General features: G+C 71.4%; 17 protein-coding genes. 10 read left to right on the top strand and 7 right to left on the bottom strand.

All coding sequences use genetic code 11. The features are described from left to right. The first annotated feature begins 219 nt into the window (after positions 1 to 219). The 3 genes from LO772_RS15190 to LO772_RS15180 all read left to right on the top strand — a co-directional run bounded on the left by LO772_RS15190 (position 220) and on the right by LO772_RS15180 (position 2,933). Positions 220 to 726 carry a SigE family RNA polymerase sigma factor gene (locus LO772_RS15190; protein ID WP_231778934.1) on the top strand — a complete coding sequence of 169 codons (507 nt, stop codon included), beginning with the start codon at positions 220 to 222 and terminating at the stop codon, positions 724 to 726. Beyond that, the gene (locus LO772_RS15185; protein ID WP_231778933.1) at positions 713 to 2,281 is read left to right on the top strand and encodes a hypothetical protein; all 1,569 of its coding nucleotides are present in this window, start codon (positions 713 to 715) and stop codon (positions 2,279 to 2,281) included. The genes LO772_RS15190 and LO772_RS15185 overlap by 14 nt, the downstream gene beginning before the upstream one ends. Positions 2,282 to 2,462: 181 nt before the next feature. Next, positions 2,463 to 2,933: a hypothetical protein gene (locus LO772_RS15180; protein ID WP_231778932.1), complete on the top strand. Its 471-nt coding sequence runs from the start codon at positions 2,463 to 2,465 to the stop codon at positions 2,931 to 2,933. A gap of 55 nt (positions 2,934 to 2,988) precedes the next feature. Here LO772_RS15180 and serC read toward each other — a convergent pair whose 3' ends face one another. Then, positions 2,989 to 4,110: a phosphoserine transaminase gene (serC, locus tag LO772_RS15175; protein ID WP_231778931.1), complete on the bottom strand. Its 1,122-nt coding sequence runs from the start codon at positions 4,108 to 4,110 to the stop codon at positions 2,989 to 2,991. 246 nt (positions 4,111 to 4,356) lie between these two features. Here serC and LO772_RS15170 point away from each other — a divergent pair, with 246 nt between their 5' ends. Further along, positions 4,357 to 7,308: an FAD-binding and (Fe-S)-binding domain-containing protein gene (locus LO772_RS15170; RefSeq protein ID WP_231778930.1), complete on the top strand. Its 2,952-nt coding sequence runs from the start codon at positions 4,357 to 4,359 to the stop codon at positions 7,306 to 7,308. Between the two features lie 323 nt (positions 7,309 to 7,631). Here LO772_RS15170 and LO772_RS15165 read toward each other — a convergent pair whose 3' ends face one another. After that, positions 7,632 to 8,456 (bottom strand): putative protein N(5)-glutamine methyltransferase, encoded by an 825-nt coding sequence (locus tag LO772_RS15165; RefSeq protein ID WP_231778929.1) that lies wholly within the window; start codon positions 8,454 to 8,456, stop codon positions 7,632 to 7,634. A gap of 532 nt (positions 8,457 to 8,988) precedes the next feature. After that, entirely contained in the window at positions 8,989 to 10,098 is a 1,110-nt protein-coding gene (locus tag LO772_RS15160) for a citrate synthase 2 (protein WP_231778928.1), read from the bottom strand. A gap of 427 nt (positions 10,099 to 10,525) precedes the next feature. Between LO772_RS15160 and pdxH the strand changes: the two genes are divergently transcribed. Further along, positions 10,526 to 11,161, top strand: coding sequence for a pyridoxamine 5'-phosphate oxidase (gene pdxH, locus LO772_RS15155; protein WP_231779570.1), 636 nt, complete (start codon positions 10,526 to 10,528; stop codon positions 11,159 to 11,161). 49 nt (positions 11,162 to 11,210) lie between these two features. Here the strand turns inward: pdxH and LO772_RS15150 are convergent, their stop codons facing one another. Then, positions 11,211 to 11,732 carry a DUF6879 family protein gene (locus LO772_RS15150; protein ID WP_231778927.1) on the bottom strand — a complete coding sequence of 174 codons (522 nt, stop codon included), beginning with the start codon at positions 11,730 to 11,732 and terminating at the stop codon, positions 11,211 to 11,213. Positions 11,733 to 12,085: 353 nt separating this feature from the next. Between LO772_RS15150 and LO772_RS15140 the strand changes: the two genes are divergently transcribed. The 3 genes from LO772_RS15140 (at position 12,086) to LO772_RS15130 (ending at position 14,948) form a co-directional block, all read left to right on the top strand. Then, complete coding sequence (locus LO772_RS15140) at positions 12,086 to 12,625, top strand: DUF6879 family protein (protein ID WP_231778925.1); 540 nt, start codon at positions 12,086 to 12,088, stop codon at positions 12,623 to 12,625. Between the two features lie 15 nt (positions 12,626 to 12,640). Next, positions 12,641 to 13,492 (top strand): helix-turn-helix domain-containing protein, encoded by an 852-nt coding sequence (locus tag LO772_RS15135; protein WP_231778924.1) that lies wholly within the window; start codon positions 12,641 to 12,643, stop codon positions 13,490 to 13,492. Between the two features lie 376 nt (positions 13,493 to 13,868). Then, positions 13,869 to 14,948: a methyltransferase domain-containing protein gene (locus LO772_RS15130; RefSeq protein ID WP_231778923.1), complete on the top strand. Its 1,080-nt coding sequence runs from the start codon at positions 13,869 to 13,871 to the stop codon at positions 14,946 to 14,948. A 16-nt stretch (positions 14,949 to 14,964) separates the two neighbouring features. Here the strand turns inward: LO772_RS15130 and LO772_RS15125 are convergent, their stop codons facing one another. Genes LO772_RS15125 through LO772_RS15115 form a run of 3 tightly spaced genes read right to left on the bottom strand, consistent with a single transcriptional unit; the run spans position 14,965 to position 16,232 of the window. Beyond that, positions 14,965 to 15,168: a DUF397 domain-containing protein gene (locus LO772_RS15125; RefSeq protein ID WP_231778922.1), complete on the bottom strand. Its 204-nt coding sequence runs from the start codon at positions 15,166 to 15,168 to the stop codon at positions 14,965 to 14,967. Further along, on the bottom strand, positions 15,165 to 15,374 hold the full coding sequence (locus LO772_RS15120; protein ID WP_231778921.1) for a DUF397 domain-containing protein: 210 nt from the start codon (positions 15,372 to 15,374) through the stop codon (positions 15,165 to 15,167). The genes LO772_RS15125 and LO772_RS15120 overlap by 4 nt, the downstream gene beginning before the upstream one ends. 15 nt (positions 15,375 to 15,389) lie before the next feature. Continuing rightward, positions 15,390 to 16,232, bottom strand: a complete 843-nt coding sequence (locus LO772_RS15115) for a helix-turn-helix domain-containing protein (RefSeq protein WP_231779569.1) — start codon at positions 16,230 to 16,232, stop codon at positions 15,390 to 15,392. A 225-nt stretch (positions 16,233 to 16,457) separates the two neighbouring features. On the opposite strand from LO772_RS15115, the gene LO772_RS15110 reads away from it, so the two are divergent. Both LO772_RS15110 and LO772_RS15105 read left to right on the top strand, forming a co-directional pair. Beyond that, positions 16,458 to 16,775, top strand: a complete 318-nt coding sequence (locus LO772_RS15110) for a recombinase family protein (protein ID WP_231778920.1) — start codon at positions 16,458 to 16,460, stop codon at positions 16,773 to 16,775. Beyond that, on the top strand, positions 16,772 to 17,350 hold the full coding sequence (locus LO772_RS15105; RefSeq protein WP_231778919.1) for an ATP-binding protein: 579 nt from the start codon (positions 16,772 to 16,774) through the stop codon (positions 17,348 to 17,350). The genes LO772_RS15110 and LO772_RS15105 overlap by 4 nt, the downstream gene beginning before the upstream one ends.

The following is a 17,350-nucleotide window of genomic DNA, read 5'->3' as shown; positions in this document are numbered from 1 at the left end:
CGGCGCCCCGGCGACCGCTCCCGGTCGGGGAGTGAAGGGCGGGCACGGATGGCAGCGCGGACGGCCACGCCGACTTCGGCGGCGGACACCGGGGTTGTGGGATCATCTGGCCTTTGGCCGACCACCCCCCGGCCGACCCGTGACGCCGACGCGTCGGGCTCCCCGGAGCTCCGTGCGCCGGCCGACTCCGGCCGGTCGCGCGATCCCGAGGGACCCCGCATGACCGAGGAGGAGTTCGACGCGTTCTACCACGCGTCGTTCTCCCGCCTGGTGCACCAGCTGTACGCGCTGACCGGGGATTTCTCGGAGGCCCAGGACGTCGTCCAGGAGGCGTTCGTCCGGGCGTGGGACCGCCGCGCCCAGTTCTTCGCGGCCGAGGCGCCGGAGGCGTGGATCCGTACCGTCGCGTGGCGGCTCGCGGTGAGCCGCTGGCGGCGCGCCCGCCGCGGGTGGGACTTGCTGCGCCGCAACCACGTGGAGCAGTCCGTCGACGGCCCCGACCCCACGCACGCGGCCCTCGTCGCGGCCCTGCGCAAACTTCCGGAGGCGCAGCGGCAGGCCGTCGTGCTGCACCATCTCTGCGATATGACGGTTGATCAGATCGCCGCCGAGGCCGACGTGCCGACCGGTACGGTGAAGGCCAGGCTCTCGCGCGGGCGCGCGGCCCTCGCGAGGATTCTCGGAAACCGCGAAGGGGAGGGGGAGCAGCACCGTGCCCACTCCTGACGAGGCGGGCCGCGAGAGGCCGGAGAACGAGCGGGAGGACCGGGCGGCCCGGCTGGACCGGGATGCCGCGCGCGGTCGTCCCGGCGGTGGCGACGGGGCGGACGGTGGCGACCTCGGTGCCCGGGGCGGGCTTTCCGACCGGGACGGCCGGGATGAACGTGCCGACCGGGGCGGGCGATCCGGCCCCGGCGAGCGTTCCGACGACGGCGCACGAGACAGCCGCGCCGACGGGGACGGGCGCGCCGAGGAGTCCGACCGCGGTGACCGGGGCGTCCGTCCCGGCACCGCCGACGGAGCCGGTCGAGACGACCGAGACGGCTCCGGCGAGCGGGCCGAGCGTCCCGGGCACGCTGACCGGCACGACCGTCCCGGCCACGAGGACCGGGCCGGGCTTCCCCACCAGGCGCACCGTTCCGAGCGGGCCGGCCGCCCGGACCGTCCCGGCCGGGCGGGCCCGCACGGTTCGCGTGAGCGCCGTGCGCGGCCCGGTTGGCGGGATCGGCACCACCGGCGCTACTGGCACGACTGGGACGCCCGCCCGCACCGCGACGGCCCGGCCGACGCCTCCGGCGATGCCGACGAGTTCGACGAGCACCTTCAGGACCCCGCGCTCGCCCGAGCGCTGCGCGAGATGGACCTGCCCGGGCCGGTCGTCCCCGCGTGGTCGCCCGCGGAGGTGCGGGTCCGGGGCGACCGCCGGCGGACGCGGCGGCGTGCCGCGTGGTCCGGCACCGGGCTGCTCGCGGCGGCGCTCGTGGGTGCCCTGATCGTCGGGCCGCTGACGCCGGGGCGCGGCAGCGGCGAGGCCACGACCCAGGGGGAGGCGGCGTCGACGGCTCCGGCCCGGTCGCCGTCCGCGCCACCGGGGCCCGCGTCGGCGCCGGCGAGCCCGAGCCCGAGCCAGGCGGCGGCGGCCCGTGCCGCGGCGATCACCCTCGACATCGACCGGCAGGTGCTGGTCGCGCACTACGGGGACGGTGCCGCGGACCAGGAGATCCCGGGCGTCGTCGACAGCGAGGCGGTCAAGCGGCTGGCCGAGGTGACGGCGCTGCGCGTGGTCGCGAAGGAACCGCAGCGGGCCGTGCCGTCCGACAACGTGGGGGCCGACGGCGACTACAGCCTGCCGCTCGCGTGGGCGGTCTCCCTCGAACTACCCGACAAATCCGTGGTGTTCGTGGGTTCCTCGCCGACCTGCACCGACTACGGCTGCCCCCAGACGCGGCTGGGTCGCACGGTGGTCGGGCTCCTCAGCGACGCCTGGGCCAAGGTGTTCTACGACGCGGTCGCGGTCGACGACACCGTGGGCGTCATCCCCCGGAGCCAGGGCGGTACGGGCAAGGCGGCCGTCACGACCACGCGCCCGGCCGCGGTGCCCATCCCTCCCGCGACGGCGACCAGGCGGACGCAGGATCCCGGGACCACCGCGGACCCGAGCGGAACCGCCACCTCATCGTCGTCCCCCACGCGCACACCCACGCCCACCGGCTCGAAAACCGACCTCCCGACGTCGCCCACACCCACCGGCACCTCGTCCCCGACCGGCATCGCGTCGTAGCCGCCACGGGGGCCGCCCGCCCCTCGCGCAACGGAACCGTCCGCGGCAGCGCGGGACCGCGACACGACCGGCTCGACGACCGATCTCCTGTCGGCATCGCGTCGTAGCCGCCACCGGGGCCGCCCGCCCCTCGCGCGCGGAACCGTCGCGGCGGCGCGGGACAGCTGGCAAGGTGTGCCGGGTGACTGTGGTGTCCCGGACGAGACGGCGGGTGTCGCCGCCCGTCGCCGTGATCGCGGCCGGGCTGCTGGTGTGCCTCGCGGCGGGGAGCGCCGGTGCGGTGGGCGAGCGGTCGGGGCCGTCGGCCGCGCGCGACGACCGCGTCACCGGCGCCCGCCCCTTCGCACCGCGCGGCCCGCTCGCGCCCGCGGCGTTCGCCGTCCCCGGCCGCGCGGTGATGGCGGCCGTGGACGCGTCGAGTGGTCCCGCGGCGGGGCCGTCGGGCGAACCCGCCGCATCGGCCGCCTCGGTGGCGCCCACCGCGTCGGCGAGCCCCGTGGAGGAGGGCGGCGGTGACCAGGAGGGGGATGAGGGCCGTCCGAAGACGACGGCGTCCGGGCCGGGGTTTCTGGCCGTGCTGGCCCTCGTGCTGGCGGTGATCGGCTTCCGCAGGTTCCGCCGCCGGAGGCGTGCCGCCGACGAGTCCGGGTGAACAGCGCGAGGGGGGAACCGCGCGCACGCGCGGTTCCCCCCTCGTCGACGGCGTGTCAGCCCAGCCGCTCGACCACGTGGTCGACACACGCGGTCAGCGCCTCGACGTCGGCGGGCTCGACCGCCGGGAACATCGCGACGCGGAGCTGGTTGCGGCCGAGCTTGCGGTACGGCTCGGTGTCGACGATGCCATTGGCGCGCAGCACCTTGGCGATCGCGGCGGCGTCGACGCTCTCCGCGAAGTCGATCGTGCCGATCACCTGCGACCGTTGCGCCGGGTCGGTGACGAACGGCGTCGCGTACGCCGACTTGTCGGCCCACCCGTACAGCCGCGACGAGGAGTCGGCGGTGCGGGAGACCGCCCAGTCCAGGCCGCCCTGCCCGTTCAGCCAGTCCAGCTGCTCGGCGAGCAGGAACAGCGTCGCGAGCGCCGGGGTGTTGTACGTCTGGTCCTTCGCCGAGTTGTCGATCGCCGTCGGCAGGCTGAAGAACGGCGGGATGTAGCGGTCCGTCGCGGCGATGCGCGCGGCGCGCTCCAGCGCGGCGGGGGAGAACACCCCGATCCACAGGCCGCCGTCGGACGCGAAGCATTTCTGCGGCGCGAAGTAGTAGACGTCCGACTCGCGGATGTCGACCGGCAGTCCGCCCGCGCCGGAGGTCGCGTCCACCAGGACGAGCGAGCCGTCGTCGGCGCCCGCGACGCGGCGGATCGGCATCGCGACACCGGTCGACGTCTCGTTGTGGGTGAACGCGTAGACGTCGACGCCCTGTTCGGCGACCGGCGTCGGGTGGGTGCCGGGCTCGGACTTGACGACGCTCGGCTCGTCGAGCCACGGCGCGGCCTTGGTGGAGGCGGCGAACTTCGAGGAGAACTCGCCGAACGAGAGGTGCTGCGACTTCCTGGTCACCAGCCCGAACGCGGCGATGTCCCAGAACGCGGTGGAACCGCCGTTGCCGAGCACCACTTCGTAGCCCTCGGGAAGACTGAACAGGTCACGGACGCCCTCGCGGACCCGGCGCACCACGTTCTTGACCGGCGCCTGCCGGTGCGAGGTGCCGAGCAGCGAAGTGCCGGTCGCCGCGAGCGCGGCGAGCGCCTCCGTGCGCACCTTGGACGGGCCCGCGCCGAACCGGCCGTCGACGGGCTTGAGCTCTACGGGAATCTGGATCTCGGCCACGTCGTGAGCCTATCCGGGGCCGCGTCACGGGAACGTCAAAATCCACGAAGTGAGACGTACCGGACCGGCATGTGGTCGCGGCGGCGACAGTGGGTGAGACGGCACCGGGGTGCGGTCTCCGGCCGCGTCCCGGCCGGGGCGTCCGCGCGCCGCTCCGGCCCCGGTCGGCGCGGGTGCGGCGCCCCGCCTCGCGCGCCGGGTGCGTCGTCCGCGCGGGCGGCCGACCGGGCGCGGCAGACTGGCGCCGTGGCGGATCTCGGTGGCACCTCGGCGGCTCAGGACGGTTCGTTGGCCCGGGCGCTGCGCTCGCGGGTGCGCGGGGGCGTGCGTTTCGACGCGCAGGCGCGGGCCCTGCACTCGATGGACGCGTCCAATTACCGGCATGTGCCGCCCGGGGTGGTGGCACCGCGGGACACCGAGGACCTGGCCGCGGCGGTCGCGGTCTGTTACGAGCATCGCGCGCCGATGACCGTGCGCGGCGGTGGCACGAGTATCTCCGGGCAGGCCACCGGGAACGGCGTCGTGCTCGACACCTCGCGGCATCTGACGCGCATTCACGGGATCGACCCGGACAACCGGACCGCGGTGGTCGAACCGGGCGTCGGACTGGACGAACTCCGGTCCGCGGCAGCCCCGTTCGGGCTCACCTTCGGGCCCGATCCGTCGACGCACAGCCGGTGCACGCTGGGCGGGATGATCGGCAACGACGCGTGTGGCGCGCATTCGGTGGCGTGGGGGCGCACGTCCGACAACGTCGCGTGGCTCGACGTGCTGACTCCGGACGGGGTGCGGATGCGGGTCGGCGAGGGTGCCGCGGCGGCGGTCGGGTCGGAGGTCGGCGCGGAGCGGATCCACGCGGACCTGGCCGCGCTGGCCGACGACAACCTCGCGCTGCTGCGGCGGGGGTTCCCGCGGCTTCCGCGCCGGGGCTCGGGATACGCGCTCGATCGTCTGTTGCCCGAGCACGGCCGCGACGTCGCGGGGGCGCTCGTGGGAAGCGAGGGCACCTGTGCGGTCGTGTTGCGCGCCGGAGTGCGGCTGGTCGCCGCCCCGCGCGCTCGTGCGCTCGCGGTGCTCGGGTTCGCCGACGACGTCGCGGCGGCCGAGGTCGCGCCCGCGGTGCTGCCGTACGGGCCGCTGACCGTCGAGAGCCTGAGCGCCGAACTCGCCGCACTCGCCCGGTCGGCCCCGGGGGTGCGGCTGCCGCGCGGCGGGGCGTGGCTGTTCGTCGAGACGGGCGGTGACACGCCGGACGAGGCGTCCGCGCGGGCGTACGCCGTCGCGCGCGGGCTCGGCCTCGCGCCCGGCGCGTTCCTGGTCGCGGCGGAGGCGGCCGAGCGCCGCGCGCTGTGGCGGATCCGTGAGGAGGCGGCCGGGACCGCGACCCGGCTCGGCGACGGCACGGAGGCGTGGCCGGGCTGGGAGGACACCGCCGTCCCGCCCGACCGGCTCGCCGCGTATCTGCGCGAACTGCACGCGCTGATGGGCCGGTTCGGGCTGCGCGGGCTGCCGTACGGGCACTTCGGCGAGGGCTGCGTGCACATCCGCTTCGACTTCGACCTGCTGACCCCGGGCGGCATCGCGTCGTTCCGGGGGTTCTCGTCGGCTCTGGCTGACCTGGTGGTGGCCCACGGGGGGTCGCTGTCCGGCGAACACGGCGACGGCCAAGCCCGCGCGGAGCTGCTGCCGCGCATGTACGGCGCCGAGATCGTCGACCTGTTCGGCCGGTTCAAGGCCGCGTGGGATCCGGAGGGCCTGCTGAACCCCGGCGTCCTCGTCCGGCCGCACCGCTTGGACGCGGATCTGCGCTTCGCGGGCCTGCCGCGCTCGCCGGTGCCGGTGGCGTTCGGCTACCCGCACGATCACGGCGACTTCGGGGCGGCGGTGCGGCGCTGCGTCGGGGTCGGCAAGTGCCGTGAGACGACGGCGACTTCGTCGGGCGGGGTGATGTGCCCGTCATTCCGGGCCACGGGCGACGAGAAGGACTCGACGCGCGGGCGCGCGCGGCTGCTGCACGAAATGCTCATCGGCGACGTCGTCCGCGACGGCTGGCGCTCGGAGGAGGTCCGCGACGCCCTCGACCTGTGCCTGTCCTGCAAGGGCTGCCGCAGCGACTGCCCGGTCGGCGTGGACATGGCCACGTACAAGGCCGAGTTCCTGCACCACCACTACGCGGGGCGCGTACGCCCGCGCGCCCACTACGCGCTCGGCGCACTGCCGCTCTGGGCGCGCGCCGTCACGTCGGTCCCCGGGCTCGCCGCCGCGCTCAACGCCGCGGTCGCCCGGCCGGCCCCGGCCCGCGCCGCGCTGCGCGCCGCGGGCCTGGACCCCGCTCGGGCGGCCCTTCCGGCGTTCGCCGCGCGGTCGTTCACGAGCGCGTGGCGTGCCCTGCGCCCGGCGGAGCGGCGGCGGGCGGCCCTCGGCGGCGGGCCCCGGGTGGTCCTGTTCGCCGACACGTTCACCGACCGGTTCGCGCCGGAGGTGGCGTGGTCGGCCGTGCGCGTCCTCGAAGCCGCGGGGTTGACCGTCGTCGTCCCGCCCCGCCCGGTCTGCTGCGGCCTGACGCGGGTCTCCACCGGCCGGCTCGACGCCGCGCGCCGGGTCATGCGCCGCACCCTGGCCACGCTGCGGCCGGCGCTCGACGCCGGCCTTCCCGTCGTCGGGCTCGAGCCGTCCTGTACGGCGGCGCTGCGTACCGACGTACCCGAACTCCTCGGTGCCGAGGCCGCGCGACTCCCGGGTGCGGTCAAGACGTTCGCCGAGGCGCTGGACGAACTCGCGCCGCACTGGCGGCCGCCGGCCGTCGACCGCCCCGCGGTCGGCCAACTCCACTGCCACCAGCACGCGGTGCTCGGCGACGCCGCCGACCGGCGGCTGCGGGCGAAGGCGGGGCTGACCGGCGACCTCACCGGCGGCTGCTGCGGCCTCGCGGGCAACTTCGGCTACGAGCAAGGCCACTTCGCGGTGTCCGCGCGGATCGCCGGGGAGTGTCTGCTGCCGGCCCTCGGCGCGGCCCCCGGCGAAGCCGTCGTGCTGGCCGACGGGTTCAGCTGCCGCACCCAGATCACTCACCTGTCCCCGCACCGGCCCCGCCACCTCGCCGAAGTCCTCGCCGACGCCCTGGCGACGGCCCCGGACCGGACACCAAAGCCCTGCCGCACATCGTCCGTGGGCCCGCCACCCGAGCGTCTGCCGTAGCGGTCTCCGCCGCACGAGGGGCGCACGCCTTGCCGCGTGACGATCCGTTCGCGCGGATTCCCGGCGCACGGGGCTCCGCCGCACGAGGGCTCACGCCCTGGCACGTGAGGATCGGTGCGCGCGGCTTGTCGCCGCTGGGGGCTCCACCGTACGAACCCCTCGCATGTGAGGATCCGTCGCACGGGCTCCTGCTTGCGTGGGGCTCCGCCGCGCGAGGGCCCGCCTGACGACCCGCCGCGGGCGAAACCGGTGACCCCCGCCGCGCGACGGCCCCGTACCGGACCGCCACGGCACGGACCGCCACGGCACGGGGCCGTCGCGCGTCACGCCCGCGTGCCGATGACCACCGTCGCGTCGAGGTCGTCACACGCGACGACCTCGACCCGCAGCCCGCCCGCCGCGAACGCCGCGGCGCTGTGCGGGGCTTGGCGTTCGCTGGTCTCGACCAGCACGTGCCCGCCGGGCACCAGCCAGTCGGCCGCGGCCCGGGCCACCCGCCGCTGGACGTCGAGCCCGTCCGCGCCCCCGTCGAGGGCGACGCGCGGCTCGTGGTCGCGCGCTTCGGGCGGCAGCAGACCGATCGCACCGGTCGGGACGTACGGCGCGTTGGCCACCAACACGGCGACACGGCCGCGGAGTCCGGTCGGCAGCGCGGCGTAGAGGTCGCCTTCGTACACGCGGGCCCGCAACGACGCGAGGTTGCGCCGCGCGCAGCGTACGGCGGCCGGATCGATGTCCGCCGCGTGGACGTCGGCGCCGACCGCCGTCGTGGCGAGGGCCGCCGCGACGGCCCCGGAGCCGCAGCACAGGTCCACGGCGACCGTGCCGCGGCGGCGCGGAAGACGCCGTGCGGCATGCCCGACCAGGAACTCCGTACGGCGGCGCGGGACGAACACCCCGGGATCGACCGCGATTCGCAGTCCGCAGAACTCGGCCCAGCCCAGGACGTGTTCGAGCGGATGCCCGGCGGCGCGCCGCCGGACCATCGCGGCCAGGTCGGCGGGGGTGCGCGCGGCCTCCGCGAGGAGCCGCGCCTCGTCCTCCGCGAAGACGCAGCCCGCCGCGCGCAGCGCCGCGACGAGGTCCGGCGGGGGCGGGGCGACGGACGACGGGGAGGACGAGAGGGGAGATGACGGTGTGACCGACATGAGGGCCTTTCGGGATGCCGAAGGGCGCTCCCCGGCCGCTACGCGCGTGCGGCGGCCGAACGGTGGTGAGGCGAGAGCACCCGGACTGCCTGAGCGGTAATGGGTCTCACCTCCTTGTTCCGGTCGTTCCCAAGCTGCGGCGAAGCTCCGGTCGGCTTCGACGGGCTGTCACCCTATCCCAGCCTCCGAGGGCGACGCACCGACCGCGAACACGCGCGCGATTACGGGCGATCGGCGCGGTCGTCACGCGTGCCGCCGCGCCGGACACCCCAATTGGCCGATCATCGACCGGTTTGCTCGAAAAGTCGCTGGGCATCCATGGGCTCGTACGGCGAACCGGTGAGGGTGACTTGACGGATAGATGTGCTTCTGGAACAAATAGTGGCGGATGTCCGATATCGACCCGACGCCACCGAACCGCGAGCCACGTGGACGGAAGTGCAGGTCGGTCGGGAAGAAGCACAAGCGCACCGGGCCGCATGCGCCGACGGCCCGCCTCGTCGTGAGAGGCGGGCCGTCGCGCGTTACGGGCCTACTGGTATATCGACACCGTGTCGTCGTAACCGGCGACGTCGCTGACCGGCCGGGTGCCCGGGCCGATGTAGCGGGCCGAGGGGCGGACCAGGCGCGACGTGCGCTTGTGCTCCAGGATGTGCGCGCTCCAGCCGGCCGTCCGGGCGCACGTGAACATCGAGGTGAACATGTGCGCGGGGACCTCGGCGAAGTCCAGCATCACCGCGGCCCAGAACTCCACGTTGGTCGCCAGCACGCGGTCGGGCCGACGCGCGTGCAGCTCCTCGAGCGCCGCCGTCTCCAGCGCGGCGGCCACCTCGTAGCGCGGCGCGCCCAGCTCCTTCGCGGTCCGCCGCAGCACCCGCGCCCGGGGGTCCTCGGCACGGTAGACCCGGTGCCCGAAGCCCATGAGGCGGTCGCCTCGGTCCAGGACGCCCTTGACGTACGCCGTCGCGTCACCCGTCCGCTCGATCTCCTCGATCATGTGCAGCACGCGCGAGGGGGCGCCGCCGTGCAGCGGCCCGGACATCGCCCCGACCGCCCCGGACAGACACGCCGCGACATCGGCGCCCGTGCCCGCGATGACACGCGCGGTGAACGTCGACGCGTTCATGCCGTGCTCGGCGGCGGACGTCCAGTAGGCGTCGACCGCCTTGACGTGCCGGGGGTCCGGCTCGCCGCGCCAGCGGATCATGAAGCGCTCGACGATCGTCTCGGCCTTGTCGACCTCGCGCTGCGGCACCATCGGCTTGTCGAGCCCCCGGGCCGACTGGGCGACGTACGACAGCGCCATGACCGCCGCGCGGGCCAGGTCGTCGCGCGCCTGCGCGTCGTCGATGTCGTGCAGGGGTTTCAAGCCCCACACCGGGGCGAGCATGGCCAGCGCGCTCTGCACGTCCACGCGGACGTCGCCCGAGTGAATGGGGATCGGAAAGGACTCCGCGGGCGGTAGGCCCGGGTTGAAGGCGCCGTCGACCAGGAGCCCCCAGACGTTGCCGAACGAGACCCGCCCGACAAGGTCCTCGATGTCGACGCCGCGGTAGCGGAGTGCGCCGCCCTCTTTGTCGGGTTCGGCGATCTCCGTTTCGAACGCTATGACTCCTTCGAGTCCCGGTACGAAGTCGGACATCAGGCGGCTCCTCATGCGGTCTCGACTGAATTGCGGTGACTTTTGGTCGGGTCCTTCATACCCCGCGTCTCCACACCCTGTCTTCCCCCGGAGAAGCCCTGAGAATTCGGCGCAAGATCGTTCCTGCGCGCGGCCTCGGACACCGTTTTGGGGTGCGGATCGGCGGTCTCGGCGAAGCTTCGGTGTTGTGGCTTCGCCTGTGAAGTTGTGGGTGACTGTTGTCGGGAGGTCACAATATCTCTCGACATCGAGACGTCCTAGAGACGCCGGTCGACGAGAACGTGAACTCCGGCACACGGGGGCGTGGCGCGGGCGCCAAAGGCCCCGATTCGCACACATGAATTCACCCGTTCGGGCTCTACCGCTGCCCCTGGGGGCCGGTTCCGCGACGGGGTGCTACGAAGGAACCGTGGATCTCAACGACCTCATGGCCATGCGCCGCCAGTACCGCAACGAGGGCATCGACGAAGCCGCGCTCCCAGCGGAGCCCTTCGCGCTGTTCCGCCACTGGCTCGCCGAGATCGTCGCGGCCGAGTTGCCCGAGCCCAACGCGATGATCGTCGCCACCGCCACCCCCGACGGGCGGCCCAGCGCCCGGACGGTCCTGCTCAAGGAGTACGGCGAGGACGGTTTCGTTTTCTACACCAACTACGACTCCCGCAAGGGCCGCGAACTGGCCGCCAACCCGGCGGTGAGCCTGCTCTTCCCGTGGCATGCCCTCGACCGCCAGGTGATCGTCACCGGCACCGCCGAACGCGTGCCCGAGACGCGCAGCGCGGCGTACTTCCGCTCCCGCCCGTACGGCTCCCGCATCGGCGCGTGGGCGAGCGAGCAGTCCGCCGTGATCCGCTCCCGAGAAGACCTCGACAAGCGCTACGCCGAGACCCAGGCCCGCTTCCCCGAGGGCACCGACGTCCCCGTCCCCCCGTTCTGGGGCGGCTTCCGCGTCACCCCCGCCACCATCGAATTCTGGCAAGGCCGCCAAAACCGCCTCCACGACCGCCTCCGCTACCGCCGCGAGCGGGCCGAGGGCCCCTGGGCCATCGAGCGCCTGAGCCCGTGAAGGGATGCCGAGGTTGTCGTGGCGGTGACGGCGTGGACATTCCGTATGGTCAGCGGATCACGTAATCCTCGTGCGGGACGCCGCGCGGCCACAGCGACTCGAATGCCTCCGCGTACAGCTGCACCACCCCCGGATCTCGCGTGACGCGCCGAGCCCGTAGATCGCCTCGGCCCGACCAGTGGTGGGTCAGCAACAGCTCTCGGTCGAACACCCACCCGTCCAACGCCGGGACGAGCAGGTCGACCGCACTCGATCGCGGAAGCCATCGCACCTTCTCCCCCGCGTCGATATTTGCGAACGTCAGTGCGTGCTCGTACCGGACATACTCGGTGATCGGCTCGGACACGACGCGGAGCCTGCGCACGTCAACACCGCGAGCGACCATTGCGGCGACGTCCGCGTAGAAGCCTTCGCGGTACTCGGCGTCCGAGGCTTCGGGCCGCCAACCACGGCGCCACGCGGCGAACTCCTCGCTGTCAGGCGTGTAGTCGTCGCGGAGTTCCCAGTGCAGAGCGGAGTGTCGGGTCGCGGCGAAGAACGTGTCCGCGCGATTGACCGGCTTGCTCACCACATCACCAATCTGACGCCATCGAATTCCGGCAAGGCCGCGCTGCTCCTGCTGCACGGGTTCACCAGTTTGGTGGTTGGGGTTGCGCCAGGGGTGCTCGGGCGGGACTGTACCGAACAGGCACGTGACGGATCGGGGGATCAAAATGGACCTTGAGTTTGTGGCGGTGGATCCGGACACTCGGGACGGCAACTGTCCTACTGTCTGGGTCGATCGGGACACAGGCGAGTTGGTTTTCCAGGGCTGGGACGCGCCCGGCGAGATGATCGCGGCGTGCCTGGCCTCGGGCACGATTCCCAAGGGAGAATCGGTGGTGCGGTTGCCCGCGAGGATGACGGATGCGGTACGGAGGGCCTGTGACGTCGCGGATCAATATGGCGCCGGGGCAGCCTGACTATCCGGCGCTGTTGCACGCGTGCCGGTCCTCGGCAATGCATGTCGAGATGCGCGATGCGTACGCGGTCTCTCATGAGGATGAGGACTGGGCGGCATGGCTGGCCGGGGAGCGTGACCCGGCGCGCAACGAGGACCGTTGGTCACCGTTCTGCGCGGCCATGAGCCAGGTCACGGCGCGGGGTGTGGCGGCGCGGCGGTTGCGGGTGGTGTCGACGCCGGTCACCGAGTACGTGAAATTCGAGCACGCCGGAACTCCGGCCAATGTCAGGGCCGGGGAGCAGGTCCGGTGGTTGCCTCGGATGGATGCCCGTGACTTGCTGTTGCCCCCACTGGACTTCTGGATCTTTGACGAAACTCGGCTGCTGCTCCACCACTTCGATGGAGACGGGGCGTGGCTGGGACACGAGTTCAGCGACGACCCCCAGTTGATCGAGGTCTATCTTGGTGCGTTCGCCCGGCTGTGGGAACGCGGCGTCCCGCATCGGGAGTTCGCGGTTTGATGCGCGCACCTGAACATGGCCGGGTCCCCATCGTCCAGTGCCCAACAGGCCCGTGACGCGCTCGCCGCGCGGCTCAAGGAGGTTATGTTTCGGGCCGGCCTGGACGGCGTCAAGGTGGCTGCGGCCGCCGGGTGGCATCCGTCGAAGTCGTCGCGGATACTCACGGCCACGACATTGCCCGGCGTCGCGGACATCGAGGCGTGGTGCCGGGTGTGCGGCGTGCCGGAACAGGCAGACGATCTGGTCGCGACGATGTTCGCGGTGGACGAGATGTACGCGCAGTGGCGGCGACGCGAGCGCGGTGGGCTGACGCGGTTGCAGGACTCGTATCGTCCGCTGTACGAGCGGACGAAGACGTTCCGCACGTACTCGTCGGACGTCGTGCCGGGGTTCTTGCAGACACACGCGTATGCGAAAGCGCTGTTCGCGACGATCTCCCGATTCCGTGGCGTCCCCGACGACTCCGAGCAGGCCGCGACCGCGCGGGTGGAACGCTCCGGGATCATGCGGCGGCCGGGCCGCACGTTCGCGTTCTTGGTGGAGGAAGCGGTGTTGTATTACCGCTCGGCGGACGCGGCGACGATGGCAGGGCAGTTGGACCATCTGCGTGCGGTCATGGCGTACCCGCAGGTATCGATCGGGATCGTCCCTCTTGCCGCGGATCGCCGGGACATCTGGGCGATGGAAACGTTCACGCTCTTCGACGGCACGCGGGCAAGTTCCGAGTTGCTCGCCGCCGAGGTGAACGTCATCGTTCCGAGCGAAATCGACGACTATGTCAAGGCGTTCGCGGCGCTGTCCACGCTGGCGGTGTATGGCACGGAAGCACGCGTGCTGATCGGACGCGCGTACGAGTCCTTCGCTTAGCTCACGTCACTTGGTCGGCTCATGCGCCGAACTGCCGTAGAACTCTGTGCACATGGGGGACTGGAGGACCCGCCGACTGCGGCAGTGTGGTCGTGACGTGAGCGGAAGTTCGTACCTCGTGAGGAGGTGCAGGTCCGTGGGCAAGCACCGAGGGCCCAGGGCTCCGATCGTGGAGCCGCCGCTGCCACCACCCCCACCACCGCCGCAGCCGAAGTGAACGAGGAGAAGCGCATGCCGGATCCAAATCCACAGCCGAGGCCGAACCCGCCGCCGGGAAAGCCTGATCGGGACGGCACACCGCCGGCCGGACCCGGAAGGCACCGTCGCGATGACGAGTGAGGGAGGACAGACGAGCGGGGCCGGGGACAATTTCTCCTTGGCCCTGCTCGGCCGTGACCGGGCCCCGTTCATCCCTGCCGCGTTTTGGCACGGTGAGGCCGACGACGTGCTTGTCGACCGGGCCGCCGACCCGGGGCTGTGGCGGTCGCTCGTGAACACGGACACCGTCATCGTCACGCAGTGGAACGACGGCGCGGAGGTCGTCGGCGAGAAAGTCGCGACGTGCTCGTGCTCCATGCCCACGACCGTGCGGCGGATGCTGGATGCCCTCGACGTGGCCGAGGGGCATCGTGTCCTGGAAATCGGCACAGGCACGGGATATACGGCGGCCCTGTTGGCAGACCGTGTCGGGCCGACCGGGTCCGTGGTGTCCGTCGAGATCGACAAGTCACTCGCCGACGGCGCGCGGGTCGCCCTTGCGGAGGTCGGTGTCGACATCCGCGTCATCACGGGCGACGGCTTGGGCGGGTACGCGCAAGGCGCGCCCTACGACCGGGTGTTCGTGACGTGCGGCATCAGGCAGGTTCCGGCCACGTGGCTCGCCCAAGCGCGTCCCGGAGCGCGGATTGTCCTGCCGTGGGGAACTTCGTTCGCGCCGTCGCATGACGTGCTGGTCGGGTTGGAGGTACGCCCGGACGGTTCCGCGTGCGGGCGGTTCGCGGACGGGCTGAGTTACATGAAGGCTCGCTCGCAACGGTGGTCGTGGCCGACATTCCCTGATGGGTGGCTCGACAACGCACGGCGTGGGGAATCTGAACTCGCCGGTGAATGGCTGGACATCGGAACGACCGGGTTCATGCCGTTGGTGCTCGGCTTCCTGATGCCGGACGTGGTGACCACGGTCACCGAGGCAGACGGCATCAAGACGCGTTACCTGTACCGAAGTTCGCCAGAAGGCAACCCGTCTTGCGCGGCGATCTCGTACGGCGAGGGACAGCCGGCTGTGACGCACGAGTTCGGCCCCGACGATCTGGCTACGGAATTCTCCGACGCCGTCCGCTGGTTCCGCGAACACGGGCGCCCGGAGCCGGAGGGGTTCGGCCTGACCGTCGACGGGCACGGCGGGCACGTGTGGTTCGGCTCCCCCTCGGGCCCGACCGTGCCGCCCACAGCATGACGCGCGAAACCGCTGGTTACGTACGGTCGGCGAGGGCGTCGACGAAGCTGAGCCAGCTCGGGTGAGGGATGGTCAGGTGTGGGGCGTGGGCGCCTGATTTCGAGTCGCGGAGGGCTATCTGTTGTGCGGCGCTGGCCTGTTGCCACTCCAGACAGTTGGCCTGCTGGCCGCTGTGGGTGCTCTTGCGCCAAGTCGTGTGGGCGTTAGTGGGAGGGTTCATATGCGGCTTGTGAACTCGTTGTTGCGAAGGGTCAGTTCGAGGTTGCTCCAGCTCTCGGGAGTAAACACGACGGCGGGGCGGTCGGGGTTCTTGCTGTCGCGTGTTGCCACGGCACCGCGTATGACGGCGACTTCGACGCACTGTCCCTCGCCGCCGCTGTAACTGCTCTTGCGCCACGCAGCATTGGTGCAGTCAAACTTGCGCATTGAAATTGCCTTCTTTCATGCGATTTCTCGGGCCACTGCGGTGATCAGGTTTGCCGAGTTACCGGGGCTGAGCGCCACGGCCCGTAGATGGTCGAAGATTTGGTTGTACCGACGGATGTCCTCGTCGGTTTCCAGAAAGAGGTCACCGGCCATGCTCTCGATGTACACGAGTTCGGGGTCATCCGGGTCCGGGAAGTCCATCAGCACGAAGCTACCGTGCATGCCGCTGTGTGAACCGGCGGTGTAGGGGATGACTTGCAGCGTCACGTAAGGCCGCGTTGACATCTCTGCCAAGTGGTTCAACTGCTCGATCATGACGTCTGGGCCACCGACGAGTCGCCGCAAAGCCGCCTCGTCCACGATCGCCCAGAGTTCCAGCGGCGGGTCATTGGTGAACGAGGTCTGTCGTTCCATCCGGGCCAGTACTCGCTGGTCCACTTTCGTGGCGGTGGCGGTCGGGAGTACACCCCGGATCGCGGCTTGGGCGTAGCGCTCGGTCTGTAGCAGGCCAGGCACGACCAACGACTCATAGTTGCGCACGGATCGGGCCTCGATCTCGAAGCTGATGTACCCGACGTACTCATCACGGAGATCCGCGTGATACGGCCGAAGCCACCCTTGTTCGGCCGCCTGCGTCGAAAGTGCCAGGATCGCTTCGCGCTTGTCGCTGTCGACATCATAAGTATCAAGCAACGTGAGCAACGTACGGCGCTGCGGACGTCCCTTTGCGGTCTCCAAGCGGTACAACGTCGCCTCGTTGACGCTGGTGCGTGCCGCGACTTCTTCCCTGGTCAGCCCTCGTTCGTTGCGCAGCCCGCGCAACGTGCGCGCCAAGCGGCGCAGACGAGCTGTCGGCATCTGGGCCACGTGCCCCGTCCCTTCGTTTGCACGGCTCGTCGCGGCGAGTCTCGCCGACAGCCGCCCGACTCAGCAAGTTTCGCTCATATGCATGGTAGGCATTCAAGAGTCTTGCACAAGCTTGTTAGGCATGAGCATGCTGGGTAAGCGCAGATGTCGCGTTCCGCTGCCAAAGGCGGACGGATGGTCACCGGCATGCGCTGAGGGATGAGAGGGAGGGAAGCCGTGAAACCGCTGATCTTCGGCTACATGCGTGTTCCGGATGGCACATCCGACGAGGAGGTGAAGCAGAAGCACGACGCGATTGCCGCGTACGCCGAACTCGAAGGCTTCGCGTTGGAGGCGGTGTTCCGGGAGACGGTGAGCGACCGCATTCCCGCCTTCGCCGAACTGGTCGAGGCCGTCCAGCGGGCCGAGGCGCGGCGTGTTGTCGTGCCGTCGTACGGGGACTTGGCTCGAACCCGACCGCTCCAGCGCGCGATGTGTCTGCACATCGCGCATCAGACGAACGCGCAGGTCGTCAGTTTGGAGGGTCCCGCATGACCGAACTTGCCGGTAACGAAGTGCCCTTCTACTTCACGCAGCACGCGCGGTTCGTCGACCAACTCAGCCTGGTGGCCACGGATTCGGCGGTCAGTGTCGCTCGAACTTTTGCGAAGCTGACGCTGGGGAAGTGGCGGGCTCGTACGATCGCCGCCGATGCGGCGCTTGTGGTGAGCGAGTTGGTGACCAATGCCGTGAAGGCGACCGGCGGCGTGCTTGAGCAGAGTCCGCCGTGGTCGGAACTGGCCGCGTTAGAGCTGGTGTTCGTACGTATTCTCGGGTTGGACGCGAGCATTGTCATTGAGGTGTGGGACACCTCCGATGCGACGCCCGTCCTTCTCCAGCCCGATGACGATGCGGAGGGTGGGCGGGGGTTGCTGCTTGTTGATGAGGCGGCGGCTCGGTGGGGGTATTGCCGTACGCCCCGTGGCAAGGTCGTGTGGGCGGAGATCGCCGTGCCCGAAGCCCTGCCGACCGTGCTGCCGCGTCGTCGAACGTCGGCAGGCGTACGTCCCCTCGTCAGGGCTGATCCGTGGCTCTTGCAGCGACTTCTGACCGGGCTGCGGACCTTGTGA

It is taken from the genome of Yinghuangia sp. ASG 101 (assembly GCF_021165735.1).
In the GTDB taxonomy this organism is placed as follows: domain Bacteria; phylum Actinomycetota; class Actinomycetes; order Streptomycetales; family Streptomycetaceae; genus Yinghuangia.
Note: the sequence above shows the minus strand (reverse complement) of the source record. Positions and strands in the feature narration are given on the sequence as shown.

Bases quoted from the DNA above. Each gene is read 5' to 3' on its own strand.
- LO772_RS15190 (WP_231778934.1), top strand. From the start codon at position 220: ATGACCGAGGAGGAGTTCGACGCGTTCTACCACGCGTCGTTCTCCCGC.
- LO772_RS15165 (WP_231778929.1), bottom strand. From the start codon at position 8,456: ATGTCGGTCACACCGTCATCTCCCCTCTCGTCCTCCCCGTCGTCCGTC.
- LO772_RS15160 (WP_231778928.1), bottom strand. From the start codon at position 10,098: ATGTCCGACTTCGTACCGGGACTCGAAGGAGTCATAGCGTTCGAAACG.
- pdxH (WP_231779570.1), top strand. From the start codon at position 10,526: ATGGCCATGCGCCGCCAGTACCGCAACGAGGGCATCGACGAAGCCGCG.
- LO772_RS15135 (WP_231778924.1), top strand. From the start codon at position 12,641: ATGGCCGGGTCCCCATCGTCCAGTGCCCAACAGGCCCGTGACGCGCTC.
- LO772_RS15125 (WP_231778922.1), bottom strand. From the start codon at position 15,168: ATGAACCCTCCCACTAACGCCCACACGACTTGGCGCAAGAGCACCCAC.
- LO772_RS15120 (WP_231778921.1), bottom strand. From the start codon at position 15,374: ATGCGCAAGTTTGACTGCACCAATGCTGCGTGGCGCAAGAGCAGTTAC.
- LO772_RS15115 (WP_231779569.1), bottom strand. From the start codon at position 16,232: ATGCCGACAGCTCGTCTGCGCCGCTTGGCGCGCACGTTGCGCGGGCTG.
- LO772_RS15105 (WP_231778919.1), top strand. From the start codon at position 16,772: ATGACCGAACTTGCCGGTAACGAAGTGCCCTTCTACTTCACGCAGCAC.